The 17,223-nt window shown below is 47.3% G+C and carries 15 protein-coding genes; all 15 read right to left on the bottom strand.

Annotated features, from left to right (window positions below; all coding sequences use genetic code 11):
* Window positions 1–116: 116 nt before the first annotated feature.
* Window positions 117–356 (bottom strand): hypothetical protein, encoded by a 240-nt coding sequence (locus L2082_RS13500; RefSeq protein WP_446011848.1) that lies wholly within the window; start codon window positions 354–356, stop codon window positions 117–119.
* Between the two features lie 487 nt (window positions 357–843).
* Entirely contained in the window at window positions 844–1,179 is a 336-nt protein-coding gene (locus L2082_RS13495; RefSeq protein WP_446009425.1) for an element excision factor XisI family protein, read from the bottom strand.
* A gap of 99 nt (window positions 1,180–1,278) precedes the next feature.
* Window positions 1,279–2,673, bottom strand: a complete 1,395-nt coding sequence (locus tag L2082_RS13490) for a phytoene desaturase family protein (protein ID WP_446009426.1) — start codon at window positions 2,671–2,673, stop codon at window positions 1,279–1,281.
* Between the two features lie 92 nt (window positions 2,674–2,765).
* On the bottom strand, window positions 2,766–3,017 hold the full coding sequence (locus tag L2082_RS13485; protein WP_446009427.1) for an acyl carrier protein: 252 nt from the start codon (window positions 3,015–3,017) through the stop codon (window positions 2,766–2,768).
* 115 nt (window positions 3,018–3,132) lie between these two features.
* Complete coding sequence (locus L2082_RS13480) at window positions 3,133–4,392, bottom strand: beta-ketoacyl-[acyl-carrier-protein] synthase family protein (RefSeq protein ID WP_446009428.1); 1,260 nt, start codon at window positions 4,390–4,392, stop codon at window positions 3,133–3,135.
* Between the two features lie 7 nt (window positions 4,393–4,399).
* Window positions 4,400–7,051, bottom strand: coding sequence for an alanine--tRNA ligase (gene alaS, locus L2082_RS13475; protein ID WP_446009429.1), 2,652 nt, complete (start codon window positions 7,049–7,051; stop codon window positions 4,400–4,402).
* Between the two features lie 72 nt (window positions 7,052–7,123).
* Window positions 7,124–7,684, bottom strand: coding sequence for an isochorismatase family protein (locus L2082_RS13470; protein ID WP_446009430.1), 561 nt, complete (start codon window positions 7,682–7,684; stop codon window positions 7,124–7,126).
* Window positions 7,685–7,911: 227 nt separating this feature from the next.
* On the bottom strand, window positions 7,912–8,142 hold the full coding sequence (locus tag L2082_RS13465; protein ID WP_446009434.1) for a dissimilatory sulfite reductase D family protein: 231 nt from the start codon (window positions 8,140–8,142) through the stop codon (window positions 7,912–7,914).
* Between the two features lie 83 nt (window positions 8,143–8,225).
* Window positions 8,226–9,365, bottom strand: coding sequence for a dissimilatory-type sulfite reductase subunit beta (gene dsrB, locus L2082_RS13460; protein ID WP_446009431.1), 1,140 nt, complete (start codon window positions 9,363–9,365; stop codon window positions 8,226–8,228).
* Between the two features lie 56 nt (window positions 9,366–9,421).
* Complete coding sequence (gene dsrA / locus L2082_RS13455) at window positions 9,422–10,702, bottom strand: dissimilatory-type sulfite reductase subunit alpha (protein WP_446009432.1); 1,281 nt, start codon at window positions 10,700–10,702, stop codon at window positions 9,422–9,424.
* Window positions 10,703–11,049: 347 nt separating this feature from the next.
* Window positions 11,050–11,823: a phosphoribosylformimino-5-aminoimidazole carboxamide ribotide isomerase gene (gene hisA, locus L2082_RS13450; protein WP_446011847.1), complete on the bottom strand. Its 774-nt coding sequence runs from the start codon at window positions 11,821–11,823 to the stop codon at window positions 11,050–11,052.
* Window positions 11,824–11,980: 157 nt separating this feature from the next.
* On the bottom strand, window positions 11,981–12,679 hold the full coding sequence (locus L2082_RS13445) for a hypothetical protein (RefSeq protein ID WP_446010569.1): 699 nt from the start codon (window positions 12,677–12,679) through the stop codon (window positions 11,981–11,983).
* 87 nt (window positions 12,680–12,766) lie between these two features.
* Window positions 12,767–14,851, bottom strand: coding sequence for an elongation factor G (fusA, locus tag L2082_RS13440; RefSeq protein WP_446010570.1), 2,085 nt, complete (start codon window positions 14,849–14,851; stop codon window positions 12,767–12,769).
* Window positions 14,852–15,297: 446 nt separating this feature from the next.
* Window positions 15,298–15,726, bottom strand: coding sequence for a hemerythrin domain-containing protein (locus tag L2082_RS13435; protein WP_446010571.1), 429 nt, complete (start codon window positions 15,724–15,726; stop codon window positions 15,298–15,300).
* 569 nt (window positions 15,727–16,295) lie between these two features.
* Window positions 16,296–16,667: an ATP-binding protein gene (locus L2082_RS13430; RefSeq protein ID WP_446010572.1), complete on the bottom strand. Its 372-nt coding sequence runs from the start codon at window positions 16,665–16,667 to the stop codon at window positions 16,296–16,298.
* Window positions 16,668–17,223 lie beyond the last annotated feature (556 nt).

Below are 17,223 nucleotides of genomic sequence, written 5' to 3'. Positions count from 1 at the left end.
TTTATTGTGCATAACACCTGAAATGAGTAAAAGGTTTAACATTATTGACTTTTCCTCATTATACAGGCTTTTTATTATCTAAGCAACTGTTTTTGTGTGGCGTTGAGATATTCTTTTCAACACCCTTTAATTGTATACCCTTTAACCGTTTCCCAGCCGTGATTCCACTCATCACCCCATTTTCTAGCTTTAAATTTTGAACCGTCCGGTTGAGTCAGCTCATGTTCAATCGGGGCTGCCGGAACCGCCAGCGCATTCCCTGAAAAAATAAAGGGTACAAATAGTAGAGCCGATGCAAAAAAAAATGACTTGGTTCTACCGCAAAATGATAAAATACAAGATTTCGTGCGAGTCAATTTGAGTCTCATAAAGAATCCATTAGCTTTAGGTGCGGCTTTTTTAAGTCAAGAATATAGTCTTGAAGAAGTGTCAATCCGTTATTTCACTTCAATACCTTCGCCAATCAACAAAAAGTAGGGCTCAACTATATTTTTGCCAAATTTACTGTCAAATCGGGGCGTCATATATCTCAAAGCACTGCCAAAGTAACTATTTGATTATAGATCAAAACAATTAAAAAGCTGTCTGCCAAATACCACACAGCTTTTTAATATACGAATCGTTTTGCAACTCTTTAAAACACCGTAGCCCTTAACGAGCAATCATCTTGGTAACTGGCGAAGGTATTGTCACTTTAGATGTTATTCGCTTGAACTATTCCCAAAAAAGTGAGCAAAAAAAATAGCTCAAAAAGGTCGTTTTTGGACAGTCTAGGTAAGCTGCCCATGGCAGCTATCTATGTTCAGATCACTGCCCATCTGCTGCAACAACAAATCGTGCCTTTCAATTCGTCGCATACTCTGTAAACTGTCTTCTCTCAGGCGCATGGAACGCCAGAACAATATCTTCCTTGGGCACGCCCAGCTCGTTCAGCTCTTCCGCAATCCTTCGTTCCGTTCCGTTATGCTGTATCCAAACCTTGTTGTTTTTTATGTCAATATGCAGAGAACAACCGTAAACTCTCCTGTCATTCTGCCAGCCCACATTGATTATTTGATAATGATCGTTTTCTCGGTCAAAAATCGTCTGCACTTCAATATCTCCGCTGGCCGAATCAGCATTTGTATATTTTTTCATGATCTCAACAATGCTGTCCCGGTACTTCTCTAATTTTTCCATTCCTCTATTTCCTCTTTTCCGATATTGCAGACAATCAGCTTGAGCCGGTTCTTACTTACCGCCAGCTACCCGAAACGACTTCCGAAGAATAGAAATCAGCTATCCCAACAAATGCTGATTAACAATAGTCACCCCACTGAGCATGGCCCCGACAATACCCAAGTAGCCCTGATCCGTGCCCGCAATAAAGAGATTCTCAAACGGCGTTCTGCCGCTCTTGATCTTGATCGGGCTGCCGTACACCGCCCCGCCGCATTTTGCCGTGAAGCGTTCAATAGTCATGGGCGTGAAGCTGTCCTGAAACACTGCGTCTTGATTATACTGACCAAGGATCTGGCTCACTGCCGCTGCCGACTGTTGTCCGCATTCTTCTTTAACCTGCCGGTACTGCTCTTTATCCTGCGCCGCCTGCTGCCAAAGCTCATAATTGGCCGCATTGGTCACCCGAACCTGAGTCGGCGCATCGTGTTGACGCTCAAGCCCCTGAAAATTATCCGGGAAACAGATCACGCCCCAGGAAGGATCAATAGCTTGGGCAGGTCGATGATATTTCAACTCGTCATTGAGGCTGTAAAACAGGATAGTCCGCCCTGCCCTTTCCGGCGGCAAATGCACTTCCGGCAGCATGGAGATGGTTTCCATAAAGGTCATTTTACCGATATACTCGTCCATGTCCAGGGCTAGGGGCCAGCCACTCAGTTGAGCTGTTCCGGGAATGCCCACAGTGGACAGGACCGCATCCGCAGTGATCTCTTCGCCGTTTTCCAAACGGATTCCCCGGACCTTCTCGTCTTTGCTGATAATGCCCTCAACCGGAGCACGAAAACGGATTTCCCCGCCGAATTGCGCATACTGATCCAACAGCATGTCGATCAGGTCTTTCATCGTGCCTTGAGGGCGAAAAAAACCCTCCAGGAAGAGTGCCCGAAACATGATGGCGAACTGCCCCAGATCCATATCATGCTCTTCCGCATTGCCGTACACCATCAGGGGCAGCAGGAGCATATCCTCCAGCAAAGGATCGGCAAGGCGGTCATGGAGAAAATCGCGGGCCGATTGCCACGGCACCTCGGCAAAGGGATCGTAGGTATCAATCTCCTTGGCCATTGCCCGAAACCGGTCAATGCCTGCCGGAAAATGACGTGCTATTTCTTCGCAGAGAAGATCAAAGTCGTTGGAAAATTGAAGCGATGCCTGGGGGAAGATCACCTCGGAGCCGAGCTGCTCATGGGTGATAAATTTCTTGCGGGAAAGTTTCAACTGGCGGAACAGCCTGTTCAAGGGCGCATGTTTTGCTCCCTGAGCGGCAAAATTGGTCATCGCATGCAGACCGGTTTCCAACAGATACCCTTGGCGGTAGTAATAGGAGTTTAAACCGCCGGGCAGGCTGTGCCGTTCGACAATCAGGGTTTTCCGCCCGAAACGGGCTGAACGGATACCGGCGGCCAACCCGGAAAGGCCGCCGCCGATAATAATGAGCCGGTAATCAGCCATGACAGAAATGCGGGGAAAAGAAATTATGCGTTGTTATGAAACCACCCTCCCCGCTGCATAGTTTAACGATTTCAATGGAATGCTCCGATCAATTAAACGTCTTGCAGTTTCGGCTCAAGATAGTTGACGCAACTGGTCAAGGTCGCCAGCTCGGGATAGTCTTCCTCAGGTATCTGGAGCTTGTAGCGTTTCCGTAACTCCATCACGATATCAAGAAAATCCATAGAATCAAGGTCTAACTGATCGCGGAGAGGCTGATCCGCATCCAAATTGTCAAAATCCGCATCTTCATCAATATCTTCAATAATTTCAAGGATGATATCCTTGATTTCATCACGGGTCATGCCGGTTCCTCAATATAAATACTCTTTAATATTCGTTCGCTTTTCTTACAACCCTTGTAACTGACAGGCTCTGTCAATTTTTTGGCAAAAGGGACTAATACTACCATAAAAAAAATTAGCCTGCCATAAATCTCTTGATAATGACGACTGAATTTATCCCTACCATGCCGAAAGAATTATTAAGAATTGTTTCCACCTGATCAAGTTTTTCTGCCCTACCTGCAACCAAGCCTGGCAAGGCACAGTCTGGATCAGGATTGTCCAGATTTATTGTTGGATGGACTAAATTATCTTCAAAAGCAGAAAGATTGGCAGCCAATTCCAGAACGCCAGCAGCACCCATAGCGTGCCCAATGATGGATTTGGTGTTATTACTTCTGACAGCAGAACAATCAGCAAAAACTTCCGCCAGGGCCTTACACTCCTCCACATCTCCCTGCCGGGTGCCGGTGGCATGGGTGTTGATTATATTGATATCCTGTGGACTGAGGCCTGCCCGCTCAAGGGCTAAGCGGATACACTCGGCCTGACGAGGGCCATAGGGAAGAACAAAATCACGGGCATCAGAATTCATGGCATAGCCAGCAACTTCCCCGTAGATTTTTGCTTCTCTGGCAAGGGCTTTATCCAGTCGTTCCAGGGCAAAGACACACCCGCCTTCTGAGATAACGATTCCATTGCGATCCTGATCCAGAGGACGACTGGCCTGGGTCGGGTCCTCGTGTTCAGCTAAGGCTCCCTGAGCACGAAAACTGGCAAAGATCCCAAAAGAACCCACGCATTCCGATAATCCACCACAAAGGGCAAAATCAACTTCACCAAGGCGAAGCATCTGGCTTCCCTGAATCAAGGCGGCATTACCAGCAGCGCAGGCTGCACCCACGGAATAATGAGGGCCTGTAATCCCGAATTTCATGGTGATTTCACCAGCCGGGTTATTCAGAACCGTGCGTGGATTATGATGATGGGTCCAGTAGTCGACATTATAATCGTATTTACTGATATTATAGACCTCGTTCTCTGTTTCCACTGTGCCGTGTTCAGTCAGGCCCATATAGACCCCGGTCCGGCTGCGCTCATACTCAGAAAAATCTATACCAGCATCAGCCAGGGCCTCGCCTGCGCAGTAGACCCCAATACAGCCTGCCCTGGTGCTCCGTTTATTTTCCTTTTTTTTGCGGTACTTGGTTTCCGGGAACTCGCAGATACCAGCAGGGTAGGTATCCATATAGCGCAGATCAAGAGTGGAAATACCGCTCCGGCCTGCAAGAACCTGTTCACGAAACTCTGCAAGGCTATTGGACCCGCCTGGTGCGGTCAGACCGACACCTGTTATGACTATGCGTTGCGCATCTGGTAAAGAAACATCACTCATTATTTATTTACTCCCCTAACAGATTGCCTACTATGCCGGGAACTGCCTGCATGGCTTCTGGAAGTTTATCCGCCAGAGGACCGCCAGCCTGAGCCATATCCGGCCTTCCTCCTCCTTTTCCTCCCACAAGGGCTGCTACCTCTTTGACCAGTTGGCCTGCCTTGATTTGACCGGTCAGATCCTTGGTCACCAAGGCCAACAGGGCTGCCTTGCCGCCAAACTCACCGCCCAGCACTGCCACACCGCTGGTCATTTTGTCCCGGACCTTATCACCGATTTCACGCAGGGTTTTAGGTGAATTCAAAGGAAGCTGACCACAGATGAGCTGAACACCGTTGATATCCACAGCTCCGGCCAGTAGTTCATCAAGTTCTCCCAGGGCCTTGGACGCATTCAGGGTTGCGATTGCTTTTTCCAGCTCTTTCTGCCGTTGCAGCAAAGCTTTAACCTGAGCTTGGGCATCGTTAAAGGAGCCGGAAAGCAATTGCCCTAGTCCATCCGCCTGTTCAGCTAAATCTTGCAGCCAATCCACAGCTGCTTGGCCCGTCACAGCCTCAATACGACGGACTCCGGCAGCAATGCCGCTTTCCGAGATAATTTTGAACAGACCGATATCACCGGTGGCTCCAGTATGGGTGCCACCGCAGAGTTCTTTAGAAAAATGTGGGATACTGACCACCCGTACTTCATCTCCGTATTTTTCTCCGAACAGGGCGGTTGCTCCGTCGGCAATGGCGGCCTCTTTGGAAAGGACTTCTGTATTCACCGGGGTGTTTCTGCGGATTTCCCGGTTGACCAGCTGTTCAATGGCCCGGATTTCCTCTGGTGTGACTGGTGAAAAATGAGTAAAGTCAAAACGCAACCGATCTGCCCGTACTAGAGAACCTGCCTGTTTGACGTGATCACCCAGAATTTCCTTCATGGCTGCATGGAGGAGGTGGGTGGCTGTATGGTTAAGAGCCGTAGCCGTGCGTCGTTCATCCACCTGTAAGTTGACCTGTTGGCCAATGGCTAAGATACCTTCTGTAACCGTACCAGAGTGAAGTACCAGGCCCTCGGCAGCAGCCTTGGTTTCCTGAACAGTGAAGGAGCCGCCCTCCCAGCTGATGGTTCCGCGATCGCCTACCTGACCACCAGACTCGGCATAAAAAGGGGTCTGCGGACAGTAGATCTGTACTTCTGATCCAGCAAGGGCCTCGGGCACTAGGTTACCTTGATCGTCGATAATACCTTCTATCACAGAGGCAGCAGTGGTAGTGCTGTAGCCGAGGAACTCGGTTGTTTTTCCTTGATCCAGTAGGGCAATCATGCCAGCAGAAAAATGATCTACATCTTTACCCTTCCAAGAACGTCTGGATTGGTTACGTTGCCGCTCCATTGCTGCTTCAAAGCCAGCATCATCCAGAGATATTCCTTTTTCCAGGGCCACGTCCCGAACAATATCCTTGGGAAAACCATAGGTATCATAGAGTTTGAAGATAAATTCGCCGTTGATGGCAGGGGTGTCCTGCTTGGAATCCTGTATACGTGCGATTTCCTCATCCAGCATGGTCAGACCATGATCCAGAGTCTCGCCAAAGCGGGTTTCCTCATGATCCGTCACTTTGTCAAGAAGCTCTAGCGAGTCAGCAAGATGGGGATAAGCATCCTTCATCAGGTCAATCACTTGGCGACAAATGCCGCCAAAAAACGCCTCGGTCAGTCCCAAAGTACGACCGTAACGAATGGCTCGTCGCATAACGCGACGGAGGACATAGCCCCGGCCTTCATTGGAGGGCAGAACCCCATCAGCCGCCAGAAAGGCTGTGGCCCTGGCATGATCAGCAATAACCCGCATAGCTGCATCGTCAGCAGGGTTATCATTATAGGCCCTGCCAGAAAGTTCAACGACCCTGTTAATGAGTGGGGTAAAGAGATCGCAGTCGAAATTATTATATTTGCCCTGAAGAACAGCAGCAACCCGCTCCAGCCCCATGCCGGTATCAATGGAGGGCTTGGGCAGCTGTGTCATGGTGCCGTCTGCATCCCGATAAAACTGCATAAAGACCAGATTCCAGAGCTCCAGAAAGCGGTCACAGTCGCAACCTACTGCACAGTCAGGATTATCGCATCCGTGTTCCGGGCCTTGGTCAATATGGATCTCAGAGCAGGGACCACAGGGACCGGTATCGCCCATTGCCCAGAAATTATCTGCCTCAGCCAAGCGAACAATGCGACCCTTGGGCAGATCTTCTATCTGTTCCCAGAGTTCATAGGCCTCATCATCTTCCCGGAAAACCGAAACCCAGAGTTGTTCAGGGTTAAGACCCAGCTCCTTGGTTAAAAATTCCCAGGCAAAGTCAATAGCTTCTTTTTTAAAATAATCACCAAAGGAAAAATTCCCGAGCATCTCAAAAAAGGTATGATGACGGGCTGTGTAGCCTACATTTTCTAAATCATTATGCTTGCCCCCGGCTCGGAGGCAACGTTGACAGGAAACCGCTCTGGTGTATTCCCGGTGTTCTTCCCCCATAAAAATCCGTTTAAATTGAAACATACCCGCATTGGTAAAGAGCAGGGTTGGGTCATCATGGGGGACAAGAGACGATGAGTCAACAACAGTGTGCCCTTTGCTTTTAAAATAATGAAGAAATTTTTGTCGTATTTTGTTGCCGGTCATTACGTTGGATTAATAGATCGTTTTGAGATTGGTAGAAAATCTGGGAGCAGGATATCAGGATACTTGAAGGATTTATTTCAAATAAGGGAGCATAGCTTTAAAGGCTGGCGTTCCGGCTTTTTGTAAAAGTTCATAAATAATCATTTCTGCCGGAACCACGACCACACCGATATCCCGGAGGCGTTCTTTTGCGTAGGCATCATTTTCAGGAGTGCGGGAAGAGATAGCATCTGCAATGACCCGGACCTTATAACCGGCTCGCATGGCTCCCATGGCTGTTTGGTACACACAGATATGACTCTCCACTCCACAGAGCAGAAGGGTATCTACTGTTGTGGGGAGCTTATCAAGCATACAGCGTACCCCGGCATTCTCCAATCCGTTAAATTCTGTTTTATCAATACAGGGCCAATCTGCAAGCAGCGGGACAAGCTCTTCAACAATGGGCCCGATTCCTTGCTTATATTGCGTGTTTGCGATAATAGGAAATTCCAAGGTATCGGCAAGGCGAATCATCAGGTCAATATTATTAATAACCCGTCGGCTCTCATGGATATGAGCCATCAATCGTTCCTGTGCGTCAATAACATAGAGGCAGCATTGATTGGCCTGTAATGTTTTTTTAAAACTCATCTTTTATCTTTATGCTGATTTATTCTTCGTATTCACCTTTTAGTGGGCATCAACGGAATTTGCAAGAGAAAATTCATCCCTGTATGCAGCAACGAAAATCTTATGAAAAATATACCATTGTAGAGATGATAAGGGGAAAAGAAATCAACCTATAGCCAGAAAAAAAAAAGCAGAGACCATGCGGCCCCTGCTTCCAGCAGTTGAATAACCTATCCTTGCGGTTCGGTTTACCCCTCTTCGTTCTGGATACGGTCTGGACGTGCGTACATCGTGGTGGAACCGGAAGACCAAAACATCAGTTCGCCCTTGGTTACCAACGCATTGGCAATTTTTTTGATCTCACGCGGTTTACGGTCAGCATCACATTTGTAAAAATCTTTGATGTACAGCTGCGGTTTTGGCGATTTAGTCGCTTTTTCAATAATTGCAGCTTCTACTTCTTCAACACTCATTGCCATGATGTGTACCTCTTTGGCTGAGTTGATAAGAACCCGACTCCCAAAAAATCTGAGCCGGGTGAAATTGATCACGCAAAAGATCCTTACTTGGTGTAAGCGTCTGTCGCGTTGGTGTACTTAAACTGGGTGGATGTCCGCCATGTATCGTAAGCCAGACGGTAATCGTCAATGGACTTATCTGTGAACGGAATCTCACATTTTTCAAAGAACTTCTCCCAGCCGATACGCTCAGCCCACTCGCCAAGACGTTCGTACTTATTGGCATCCTTGGCATAGACCTCAACGATCTTGCGAACAGCCTCAACAGTCTCCGGCCAACGTGGTGCGTTGTTGGGCAGGAAGGGGATGACCAGTTTGGAGAATTTCGGTGCAGACTTGGCATTAGATACCTTGCCACCGACCAAAATAGCGATACCGTCACCTTCCGGATCTGCCAGCGGCATAGCCGGACACATGGTATAGCAGTTACCACAGAACATACAACGATCAGCGTTAACCTTAACGGTCTTGATCTCTTCGCCGTTGACTTCAGCCTTAGCTGGCTTTACAGCACCCAACGGACAGGAAGCAATAGCCAGTGGTAGCTCGCAAACACCGGTGATACGGGAGTGATCAATCATCGGTGGCTTACGATGGACACCAAGGATAGCAATATCAGAGGCATGAACAGCACCACACATGTTCAGACAGCAAGCCAGAGCAATACGTACCTGGGCAGGCAGGGTCATAGAACCAAAGTACTCGAACAGGTCATCCATGACTGCTTTAACCGGCCCGGAAGCATCGGTAGCCGGAGTATGACAATGTACCCAGCCCTGAGTATGAACGATGTTTGTTACAGAGGCACCAGTACCACCGATAGGCAGCTTGGTTTCGCGGCCTTTCAGTTCTTCAACCAGAGCATCGCATTTATCCTTGGAGTCAACCATGAATTCTACGTTGTTCCGGGTGGTGAAGCGCAGATAACCTTCACAATGCTTATCTGCAATGTCACACAGTTCACGAACATATTCAATGGAAACCAGACGGGGAGAACCAACACGTACGGTATAGCACTCAGCACCGGTCTCGCTCACATGCAGCAGAATGCCAGGGGCAAGAATTTCATGGTAGTCCCATTTTCCTTTATTTGCTGCGATAACTGGGGGCAGCATTTCAGTGTATGAACGAGGACCCAGGTCAGTGATCCGACCTTCCATGGGATTTTTAGGATCGTAACCCATTATACAATCTCCTTATATGATAAATATTCAAAAATTTAAGTAGAATCGGTAACGACCTACGCTGCATGTTTCTTGCGGAACTCTTCAACGTCACGTTCCCAGCCACCTTCAACTTCCTCTTCCTTCCAGAAGACATAGGGGTTGGAACGCGGCTCTTTCACATGCTGCGGCATAGCATCCACTTCCATAACCTTCAGGAAGGTAGGCAGGCCGATACGCTGCATGGTCTCGCCAACACGCTCACGGTTTTTACCAACTTCCATCCACCAGTCCCAAACCTGCTCAATAACGTCAATCAGGTTCTCGTACTCGTTGTCTTTGGAAACCTCAATAAAGGGGATAACCATGGTGGCGAACTGGGCACCGTCAAGAATCGGAGCTTTCGCACCGATGCAGACGGTTGCGCCTTTTTCTTTGCCCGGCTTCAGAGCGCGAGGCATAACGTTGATGCAATGCATGCAACGGGTACATTCGGAGTTGTCAATCTTCAGTTCATCACCTTCCATCCACATGCAGTTGGTGGGGCAGAGATCAAGAACTTCTTTTTTAATATCAAAAGGACCCCAGTCACGACCGGCATGGGCACCACCGTTTGCCGGATAGTTACCAGCTATGTACTCTTTGACAGCTGCCTGATCCATCTGGATATCATCTTTCCAGGTACCGATCAGAGCAAAGTCAGAGCGAGCAATGGAAGCAACACAGTCGTTGGGACAACCGGAGAACTTAAATTTGAATTTATACGGGAAAGCCGGACGGTGGATCTCATCCTGGTAATGCATGGTCAGGTGGTAGCACACATCCTGCGCATCGTAGCAGGACCACTCACAGCGAGACTCACCCAAACAGCAGGAAGGCGTACGGAGGTTAGAACCGGAACCACCGAGATCCTGCTCCAGATCATGGGTCAGATCCCAGAACAAAGGCTCCAGGTTTTCGGTACGGGTACCGAGGAGAATCATGTCACCGGTAGAACCATGCATATTGGTCATACCTGATCCGTATTTATCCCACAGATCCATCAATGCACGCAGATTTTTGGTGGAATAGTACAGGCCGGAAGGTTGGGCAATACGAACGGTGTGGAAATGCTCAACACCGGGAAATTTTTCCGGCTTGTCTGAGTAACGACCAACAATACCGCCGCCGTATCCAAAAACACCAACGATACCGCCATGCTTCCAATGTGTAATTCTGTCTTTGAACGAAAGCTCTAGCTGACCGAGAATGTCCCAGCATTCAGGGTGTGTCTCTGCCTGGCGCTTCATGTCGGTAACGAAACTCGGCCAAGGGCCGTTTTCCAGTTCGTCCAACAAAGGCGTATCATGCTTTGCCATCGGTGTTCCTCCTCAAGAAAGTTATAAAATTAAGGTAAACGTAAAAACGTAAATAAAATACTGAAAATCCAACAGGTATGCAGGTGTTTTTCAGGAAAACAACAACGCTTCACCTTATTGATTACTTATTTAGTGGGCGAACTTAAACAGATGAGCTGTATTTGTCAACAAAAAAGCGTAAAAAATGTTGGTAACTCCATTGCAAAAGATCCTTGAATATGACCAGTAATTTTTTATTTCGTATGATGCAATCGGGTGTTCCTTTTACGTCGGTAGTAAAAATTGCCCGCTTCATCTTTTCAACCCTTTAAAGAAAAATAATTTTATATATCAGAATGATGAATACGTTACTCCGCAGCCTTCTTATGAAATTTTACCACCTCTTCATAGGTACATCCTGTCCCGCCAAAAATATCCAGAGCACTGCCCACTGTTGCATCCAATTGGGATTTTCCGGCCTGACAAATACGTTCCAAATCTTTCAAATGAGTAACTCCACCAGCATAGGTAATCGCTTTATTGACCTCTGCTGCTGCAAGTAGTTCAAGAAGAACTTCATCAACCCCCATGCATTTTCCTTCTACGTCAACAGCGTGGATGAGGAACTCATCGCAGCTTTTTTCCAGCTCCAGCAAGAGGGCTTTGTTGATTTTCAAGTCGGTAAATTTTTGCCATCTGTCTGTAACTACGTAATACCCATTATGTTTCCAGCGACAACTTAAGTCAAGCACTAATTGCTCTTTTCCGATGAGTTGACAGAGCTTGTCCAGCCTTTTTGTATCAAGTTGCCCATCATGAAAAACATGTGAGGTAACAATAACATGAGAAGCTCCTCGCTCCAGCCATTGTTCCGCATTCTGATCTGTTATTCCGCCGCCGACTTGCAGGCCTCCAGGCCAGGCCTGGAGGGCCTCGGTTGCAGCCTTTTCATTACCTGGTCCCAGCATGATGACATGACCTCCAGGAAGGTTGTCCTGGCGGTACATTTGGGCATAATGGGCAGGAGAAAATTGCGAGGAAAAATTGGTTTGCAGGGTCGCTGAGTCGCTGTCGCTCAGGGTGGAACCAACAATCTGTTTTACCTTGCCGTTGTGCAGATCAATGCAGGGACGAAAACGCATTTTTTTATTTTTTATAGTAAGAGACCTGGGTAACACCCAGTACTCTGATAAAAAAAGCAAGATACGAATGCGTCGCATCTTGCTTATAAAACAGGATCAAAGGATCGTTGCGAAGCAAATTGTATCAATCCCCATCCTCAGAGCGGGGAGATTCATCTCAGTCATCCTTTTTCACCATCATGGTCGCCGGGTCCAGAATCAGTTGGCAAGAGTCGCCGCTGCAGGCATCACTGTTATGACGAATGATTTCCAGCTGGACAGTGTCTTGCTCCGTCTTAAGCAAAACCACCGTCTCAAAAAGATCATCAAGCTCATGACAGGGAGCAGGTACTCCAGAGGGAGAGACCCGATCATCGTCACGGTGGCTGGTTGCGGAAAACCAGGTCTGTAAACGCAGATTTTCCATCAGAGTCTTTATATCTTCCAAGTCCTTGTGATCCATGGTTGTAAAATCAAACCCATCGATCACCACGCAATCCGGCTTGAAAATATCCTGCAGAATAAGGTCATTTAATCGCTCTTCAAGGCGGGCCCGGTTAAAAGCAGACTCCTTGAAGCTCATGATCATTCGGTGCCGCTGCACCATATCAATCAGCTCATGGGGGTTAGCCACAGAGCATTCCTGGAGGATAACCTCCATAATATCATCATACCAAAGTTTGGTTTTTTCCAGATTCTCACCAATGCTTATATGGACAACCCGCTTTCCGCGCAGAATAGCATCCAAGGCGATCTGGACGAGCAGTGCGGTTTTGCCCAATCCGGCCCGGGCCATGATCAGCCCCATTTTTTTCTCGTTTCCAGCTAAGTTCAGAACCCGTAACGGATTTTTTTTCACTAACGGTTCATATCCCATGATACTACCTCTTATTTTGTCTCTTTCGTATCGCTCACGCAGCCCGCGCGCAAAGGCAGGCTACTGTCTTTGCCGAATGTCAGGGCCTTATCCGTTTTTCCTGGACTCTTCGTATTCTTTGATCAGCTCTTCAGAAACGCTCTTGGGTACCTGCTTATATGTTGAGAATTCCATAGTGAATTCCGCCTTTCCCTGGGTCAGAGAGCGCAGGGTGGTGGAATAGCCGAACATTTCAGACAACGGCATATCCGCCTCTACAACAGTATAGTTACCCTCTTCAGAGGTACCAACAATCATGCCGCGTCGCTGGTTCAGGCTGCCCATGATTGCGCCCTGAAACTCAGAGGGGCCTTCCACCGCCACTTTCATGATCGGTTCCATAATAACCGGCCCGGCCTTTTTATACCCTTCTTTAAAGGCCCCCTTGGATGCCTGTTGAAAGGCCATATCTGAGGAGTCTACGGCATGATAACTACCGTCATTAATCAGGCAACGAACACCGGTAATAGGCGCACCGATCAGCAGCCCTTTCTCCATAGAAGCCTGGAAACCCTTGTCACAGGATGGGATGTATTCACGGGGGATAACACCACCTACGATCTCGTCAACAAATTCGTACTCTTCCTCTTCCAACGGTTCCATAAAGCCTGCCACCCGACCGAACTGACCAGAACCACCAGTTTGTTTTTTATGGGTGTAGTTGAATTCGGCCCGTTGAGTAATGGCCTCACGATAGGCAACCCGGGGAGCACCCACCTCAACCTCGGCCTTGTACTCACGCTGCATGCGCTCAATGTACACTTCAAGGTGGAGTTCACCCATACCAGAGATAATGGTTTCACCGGTCTCGTGATCAACAAAGGTTTTAAAAGTCGGATCTTCCTTGCTGAAACGATTCAGGGCCTTGGACATATTATCCTGTGCCTTATTATCTGCCGGGGTAATGGCCAGAGAGATAACCGGGGCCGGTACATGCATGGAGCTCATGGACCAGTTGATCTTGTTATCGCAAAAGGTATCACCAGAGGCGCAGTCAACCCCAAAGAGGCCAACAATATCACCAGCCCCTGCTTCTTCGATCTCTTCCATCTCATTGGCATGCATACGCACCAGACGGCCCACCTTAACTTTTTTGCCGGTACGAGTGTTGAAGATGGTCTCACCTTTTTTCAGGACACCCTGATACGTACGAACATAGGTGAGCTGACCGTAACGACCGTCTTCCAGTTTAAAGGCCAAGGCAACTAACGGATCTTTAGGATTATTTGAAACTGTGACTTCCTCTTCACCCTTATCCAGATCAAGGGCGGTATTTTTAACCTCGGTTGGGCAGGGCAGGTATTTTTCAACAGCATCCAACAGAGGCTGAACACCCTTGTTTTTATAGGCAGAACCGATCATAACCGGTGCCAGTTCCAGATCCAGAGTTCCTTTCCGGATAGCAGCGTGGAGCAGCTCTTCTGGAATTTCTTCCTCTTCCAGCATAGCCTCCATCAATTCTTCTGAAAACATGGAAGCCGCGTCCAGCAGCTCTTCCCGTTTTTCCTCCGCAGCATCTTTCAGATGATCAGGGATCTCTTCATAGCGGAGTTGATTGCCCTGATCGCCATCAAAGTAGATAGCCTTCATGGTGACCAGATCAACCATACCTTCCAGGTCAGATTCCAGACCAATGGGCAGCTGGATCATGACTGCATTGAGATTGAGCTTATCCCGCAGCTGACTAACAACGCGCTCAGGATTTGCACCGGTCCTATCGCATTTATTGATAAAGGCAATACGGGGAACATTATATCTGGTCATCTGGCGATCAACCGTGATGGACTGGGACTGCACACCACCCACGGAGCAGAGGATCAGAATAGCACCGTCAAGAACGCGCAGGGCACGTTCAACCTCAACAGTAAAGTCTACATGGCCTGGTGTATCAATAATGTTGATATCAGTACCTTTCCAAGAACAGTAGGTAGCAGCCGACTGAATGGTGATACCACGCTCTTTTTCCAGCTCCATGGAATCCATTGTTGCGCCAACACCGTCTTTGCCGCGTACCTCATGGATAGCGTGGATACGCTGGGTGTAATAAAGGATTCGTTCAGTAAGCGTTGTCTTGCCCGAATCAATATGGGCACTGATGCCTATATTCCGTACTTTCTCCAGATCTTTGTTCATCTCTTATTCCTCTGTTACAGCTGCCTGACCGCTGATTTTATCCGCTCCCTCTGATCTCCCTCGGAATTTGGATAAAAGAACTTGCTGTTTGCCGAGCAAACAACCATTTTAAAATAAAAAAGGAGTCACAGCGAATTCTGTAACCCCTCAACACGTATCCTGCATTCAAAATGATATTGAAAAGGTATCATTTAAGCGACTGAAAATAGCGCACTTTAAAAACAGGGAGTCAGTATCTTATACTCAAAAAAGAGTTTATATACCCTATACAACGAAGATGTGCAAGGTAAAACTGCAAAAGAAGTACAGGGAGAAAGAAATGAAATTTTGGTTGAGACCCGGGCAGGGTGGGGTGAGGTTTGTCAGTCCTGCGATATTGGCAAGCAGGGGTTTTGTCGTTGTTACGAAATATTGAATCATTTCTTTCCTAAAAGGCCGAGTTCTTTTTACAGCCTGTAATTTTTCAGTGCTGGAAACAGTTTTTTATCTTCCTTTCGGGCATGCAGAATGACCTGGCTGACAACGATCTCACTTGACTTGATAATATTTTTCACTTCTTCTTTATTTGGGTGTTCCCTATACGAGGAGATAACCGTTATAAATTCTGCCAATGCGTCAAGGATTTTCCTATGATCTTCCTGGAGTTCTTCAATAAACGCTTTTTCTTCTGATGAACCCTGTTGAAGAATAAGGGGGAAAATTTCCTGTTCTTCAAATCTAAAATGCTCAACAATATATTCATCGGTAAATTTATGTAATCGCTCTAAATAATGATCAACGTCATTATTGGTAATGGTTTTGAGAAAATTCTCAAAAAAGGCCATTGCCTCTACAATTTGCTCATGCTCATGGATTTCCCGTGTTAATTTATCCATGCGACCCTCTTTTATCTCGTTTATTATAATGCATTATGTGGTTAAATCGGAGTCTGCTGCTCCATGCTGAACATGGCATTACAAGAGGAAAAAGTCAAGTGGCTCTTTTTCAGGCAAACACAGAAACCATGGTACTCCGGTTGAGCAGCATAATACCAGCCGGTTCTGCTTCAGCCTCATAATTTCGTCCGCATGACGGGCAGAAGAAAAGAAATATTTTCCTTGTTATCATATCGCTGTTGCGTAGATAGGATTGGGTGTAATGACATGAGACAGGCGAAGAAAACGTTCTCCTGAAGCGGGTTGAGGGAAGGATTCCCCGGAAGATATGCGGGTGCAGGGGGAGAAAACGGCGTTGCAGTCCTGCATAACCATTTTTTCCTGCTACAGGATGACTTTCTCCCGCTTCAGTACCATTTTTTCCCGTTGCATAACCATTTTCTCCTGCTTCAGGGGGATTTCTGCCGTTTCGGGAAGGGTTTTTCTCGTTACAGCGAGAGATTCTCCTCTTGCAGAGGGTGTTTTTTCTATTGCGGTGAGTTGTCCGCTTTCGTTTTGCTCAAGCAGACCTACTCAACTGTTCTTCCGGCCAGAGATTGGGTGATTGCCTCTCGCAACTGTAACTGGTGGCTGCCGGTAAGGATGTACCCTCCGAGCAGGTCAGGATGTTCGTCAACTATGACCTGTATCCATGACAGAAGTTCAGGAACGTTCTGTATTTCATCCAAAATAACCGGGGCTGGATAGCGGCGCATAAAGGTTTTGGGATCATCCAGAGCAAGACTGCGCAGTTCCGGATTCTCAAGATTCACATAGGCATGGTTCTGAAAAAATTTTCGGGCCAGGGTGGTCTTTCCGGACTGACGCGGGCCGATAATGGTTATAACAGGATATTCATCAGCGGTTATTTTTAACTCAGCTTCAATTTTTCGATTCAGCATGATGCAGACAGATCTAAACTTGGAGTTTTGATTTGTCTGTATAGTTGTATTCAAAGTTTTCGTCAATGATGAATATCAGGCTTACCATATACGGCATCTGTATCGCTGAATTACCGTATATGACAACCTGATTTATCATATACGGTAAGACAGAACAGAAGGAGGAACGGTATCCTTTTTAAAATAAAGAATATAATTTTCCGGCACGCATCCTGCTATATCACAGGAAAAAGCTGGTATTCAACACACGGAGATATTACTTTAACATGAAATGGCTGGAAATTATTGAGCTTCGCTCGGTGACAAAAGATAAAAGTACCCTGATATCGCAAATAGAACAAATACTCTGTGACTTGAGGCAGGAATTTAAAGAAAAAGACGTCCATTCTTATAGCCGCATACAAATTGAGACAGATTACAGCATCCACCGTAACCGTTCAGACCCCTCTCATTTTTTTTACGCAGCAAGAGGCAGAGGAGGCACATCCAGCCCCTGGCGCCGAGCCGTGATAACCTCAGCGAGATATTTCCACGGACAGGCGTTGCGCTTCCTACA

The organism is Candidatus Electrothrix sp., from assembly GCF_052785085.1.
Note: the sequence above shows the minus strand (reverse complement) of the source record. Positions and strands in the feature narration are given on the sequence as shown.

Coding starts and splice junctions, on each gene's coding strand:
- L2082_RS13495 (WP_446009425.1), bottom strand. CDS start 1,179: ATGGAAAAATTAGAGAAGTACCGGGACAGCATTGTTGAGATCATGAAA.
- L2082_RS13490 (WP_446009426.1), bottom strand. CDS start 2,673: ATGGCTGATTACCGGCTCATTATTATCGGCGGCGGCCTTTCCGGGTTG.
- L2082_RS13485 (WP_446009427.1), bottom strand. CDS start 3,017: ATGACCCGTGATGAAATCAAGGATATCATCCTTGAAATTATTGAAGAT.
- L2082_RS13480 (WP_446009428.1), bottom strand. CDS start 4,392: ATGAGTGATGTTTCTTTACCAGATGCGCAACGCATAGTCATAACAGGT.
- alaS (WP_446009429.1), bottom strand. CDS start 7,051: ATGACCGGCAACAAAATACGACAAAAATTTCTTCATTATTTTAAAAGC.
- L2082_RS13470 (WP_446009430.1), bottom strand. CDS start 7,684: ATGAGTTTTAAAAAAACATTACAGGCCAATCAATGCTGCCTCTATGTT.
- L2082_RS13465 (WP_446009434.1), bottom strand. CDS start 8,142: ATGGCAATGAGTGTTGAAGAAGTAGAAGCTGCAATTATTGAAAAAGCG.
- dsrB (WP_446009431.1), bottom strand. CDS start 9,365: ATGGGTTACGATCCTAAAAATCCCATGGAAGGTCGGATCACTGACCTG.
- dsrA (WP_446009432.1), bottom strand. CDS start 10,702: ATGGCAAAGCATGATACGCCTTTGTTGGACGAACTGGAAAACGGCCCT.
- hisA (WP_446011847.1), bottom strand. CDS start 11,823: ATGCGTTTTCGTCCCTGCATTGATCTGCACAACGGCAAGGTAAAACAG.
- L2082_RS13445 (WP_446010569.1), bottom strand. CDS start 12,679: ATGGGATATGAACCGTTAGTGAAAAAAAATCCGTTACGGGTTCTGAAC.
- fusA (WP_446010570.1), bottom strand. CDS start 14,851: ATGAACAAAGATCTGGAGAAAGTACGGAATATAGGCATCAGTGCCCAT.
- L2082_RS13435 (WP_446010571.1), bottom strand. CDS start 15,726: ATGGATAAATTAACACGGGAAATCCATGAGCATGAGCAAATTGTAGAG.
- L2082_RS13430 (WP_446010572.1), bottom strand. CDS start 16,667: ATGCTGAATCGAAAAATTGAAGCTGAGTTAAAAATAACCGCTGATGAA.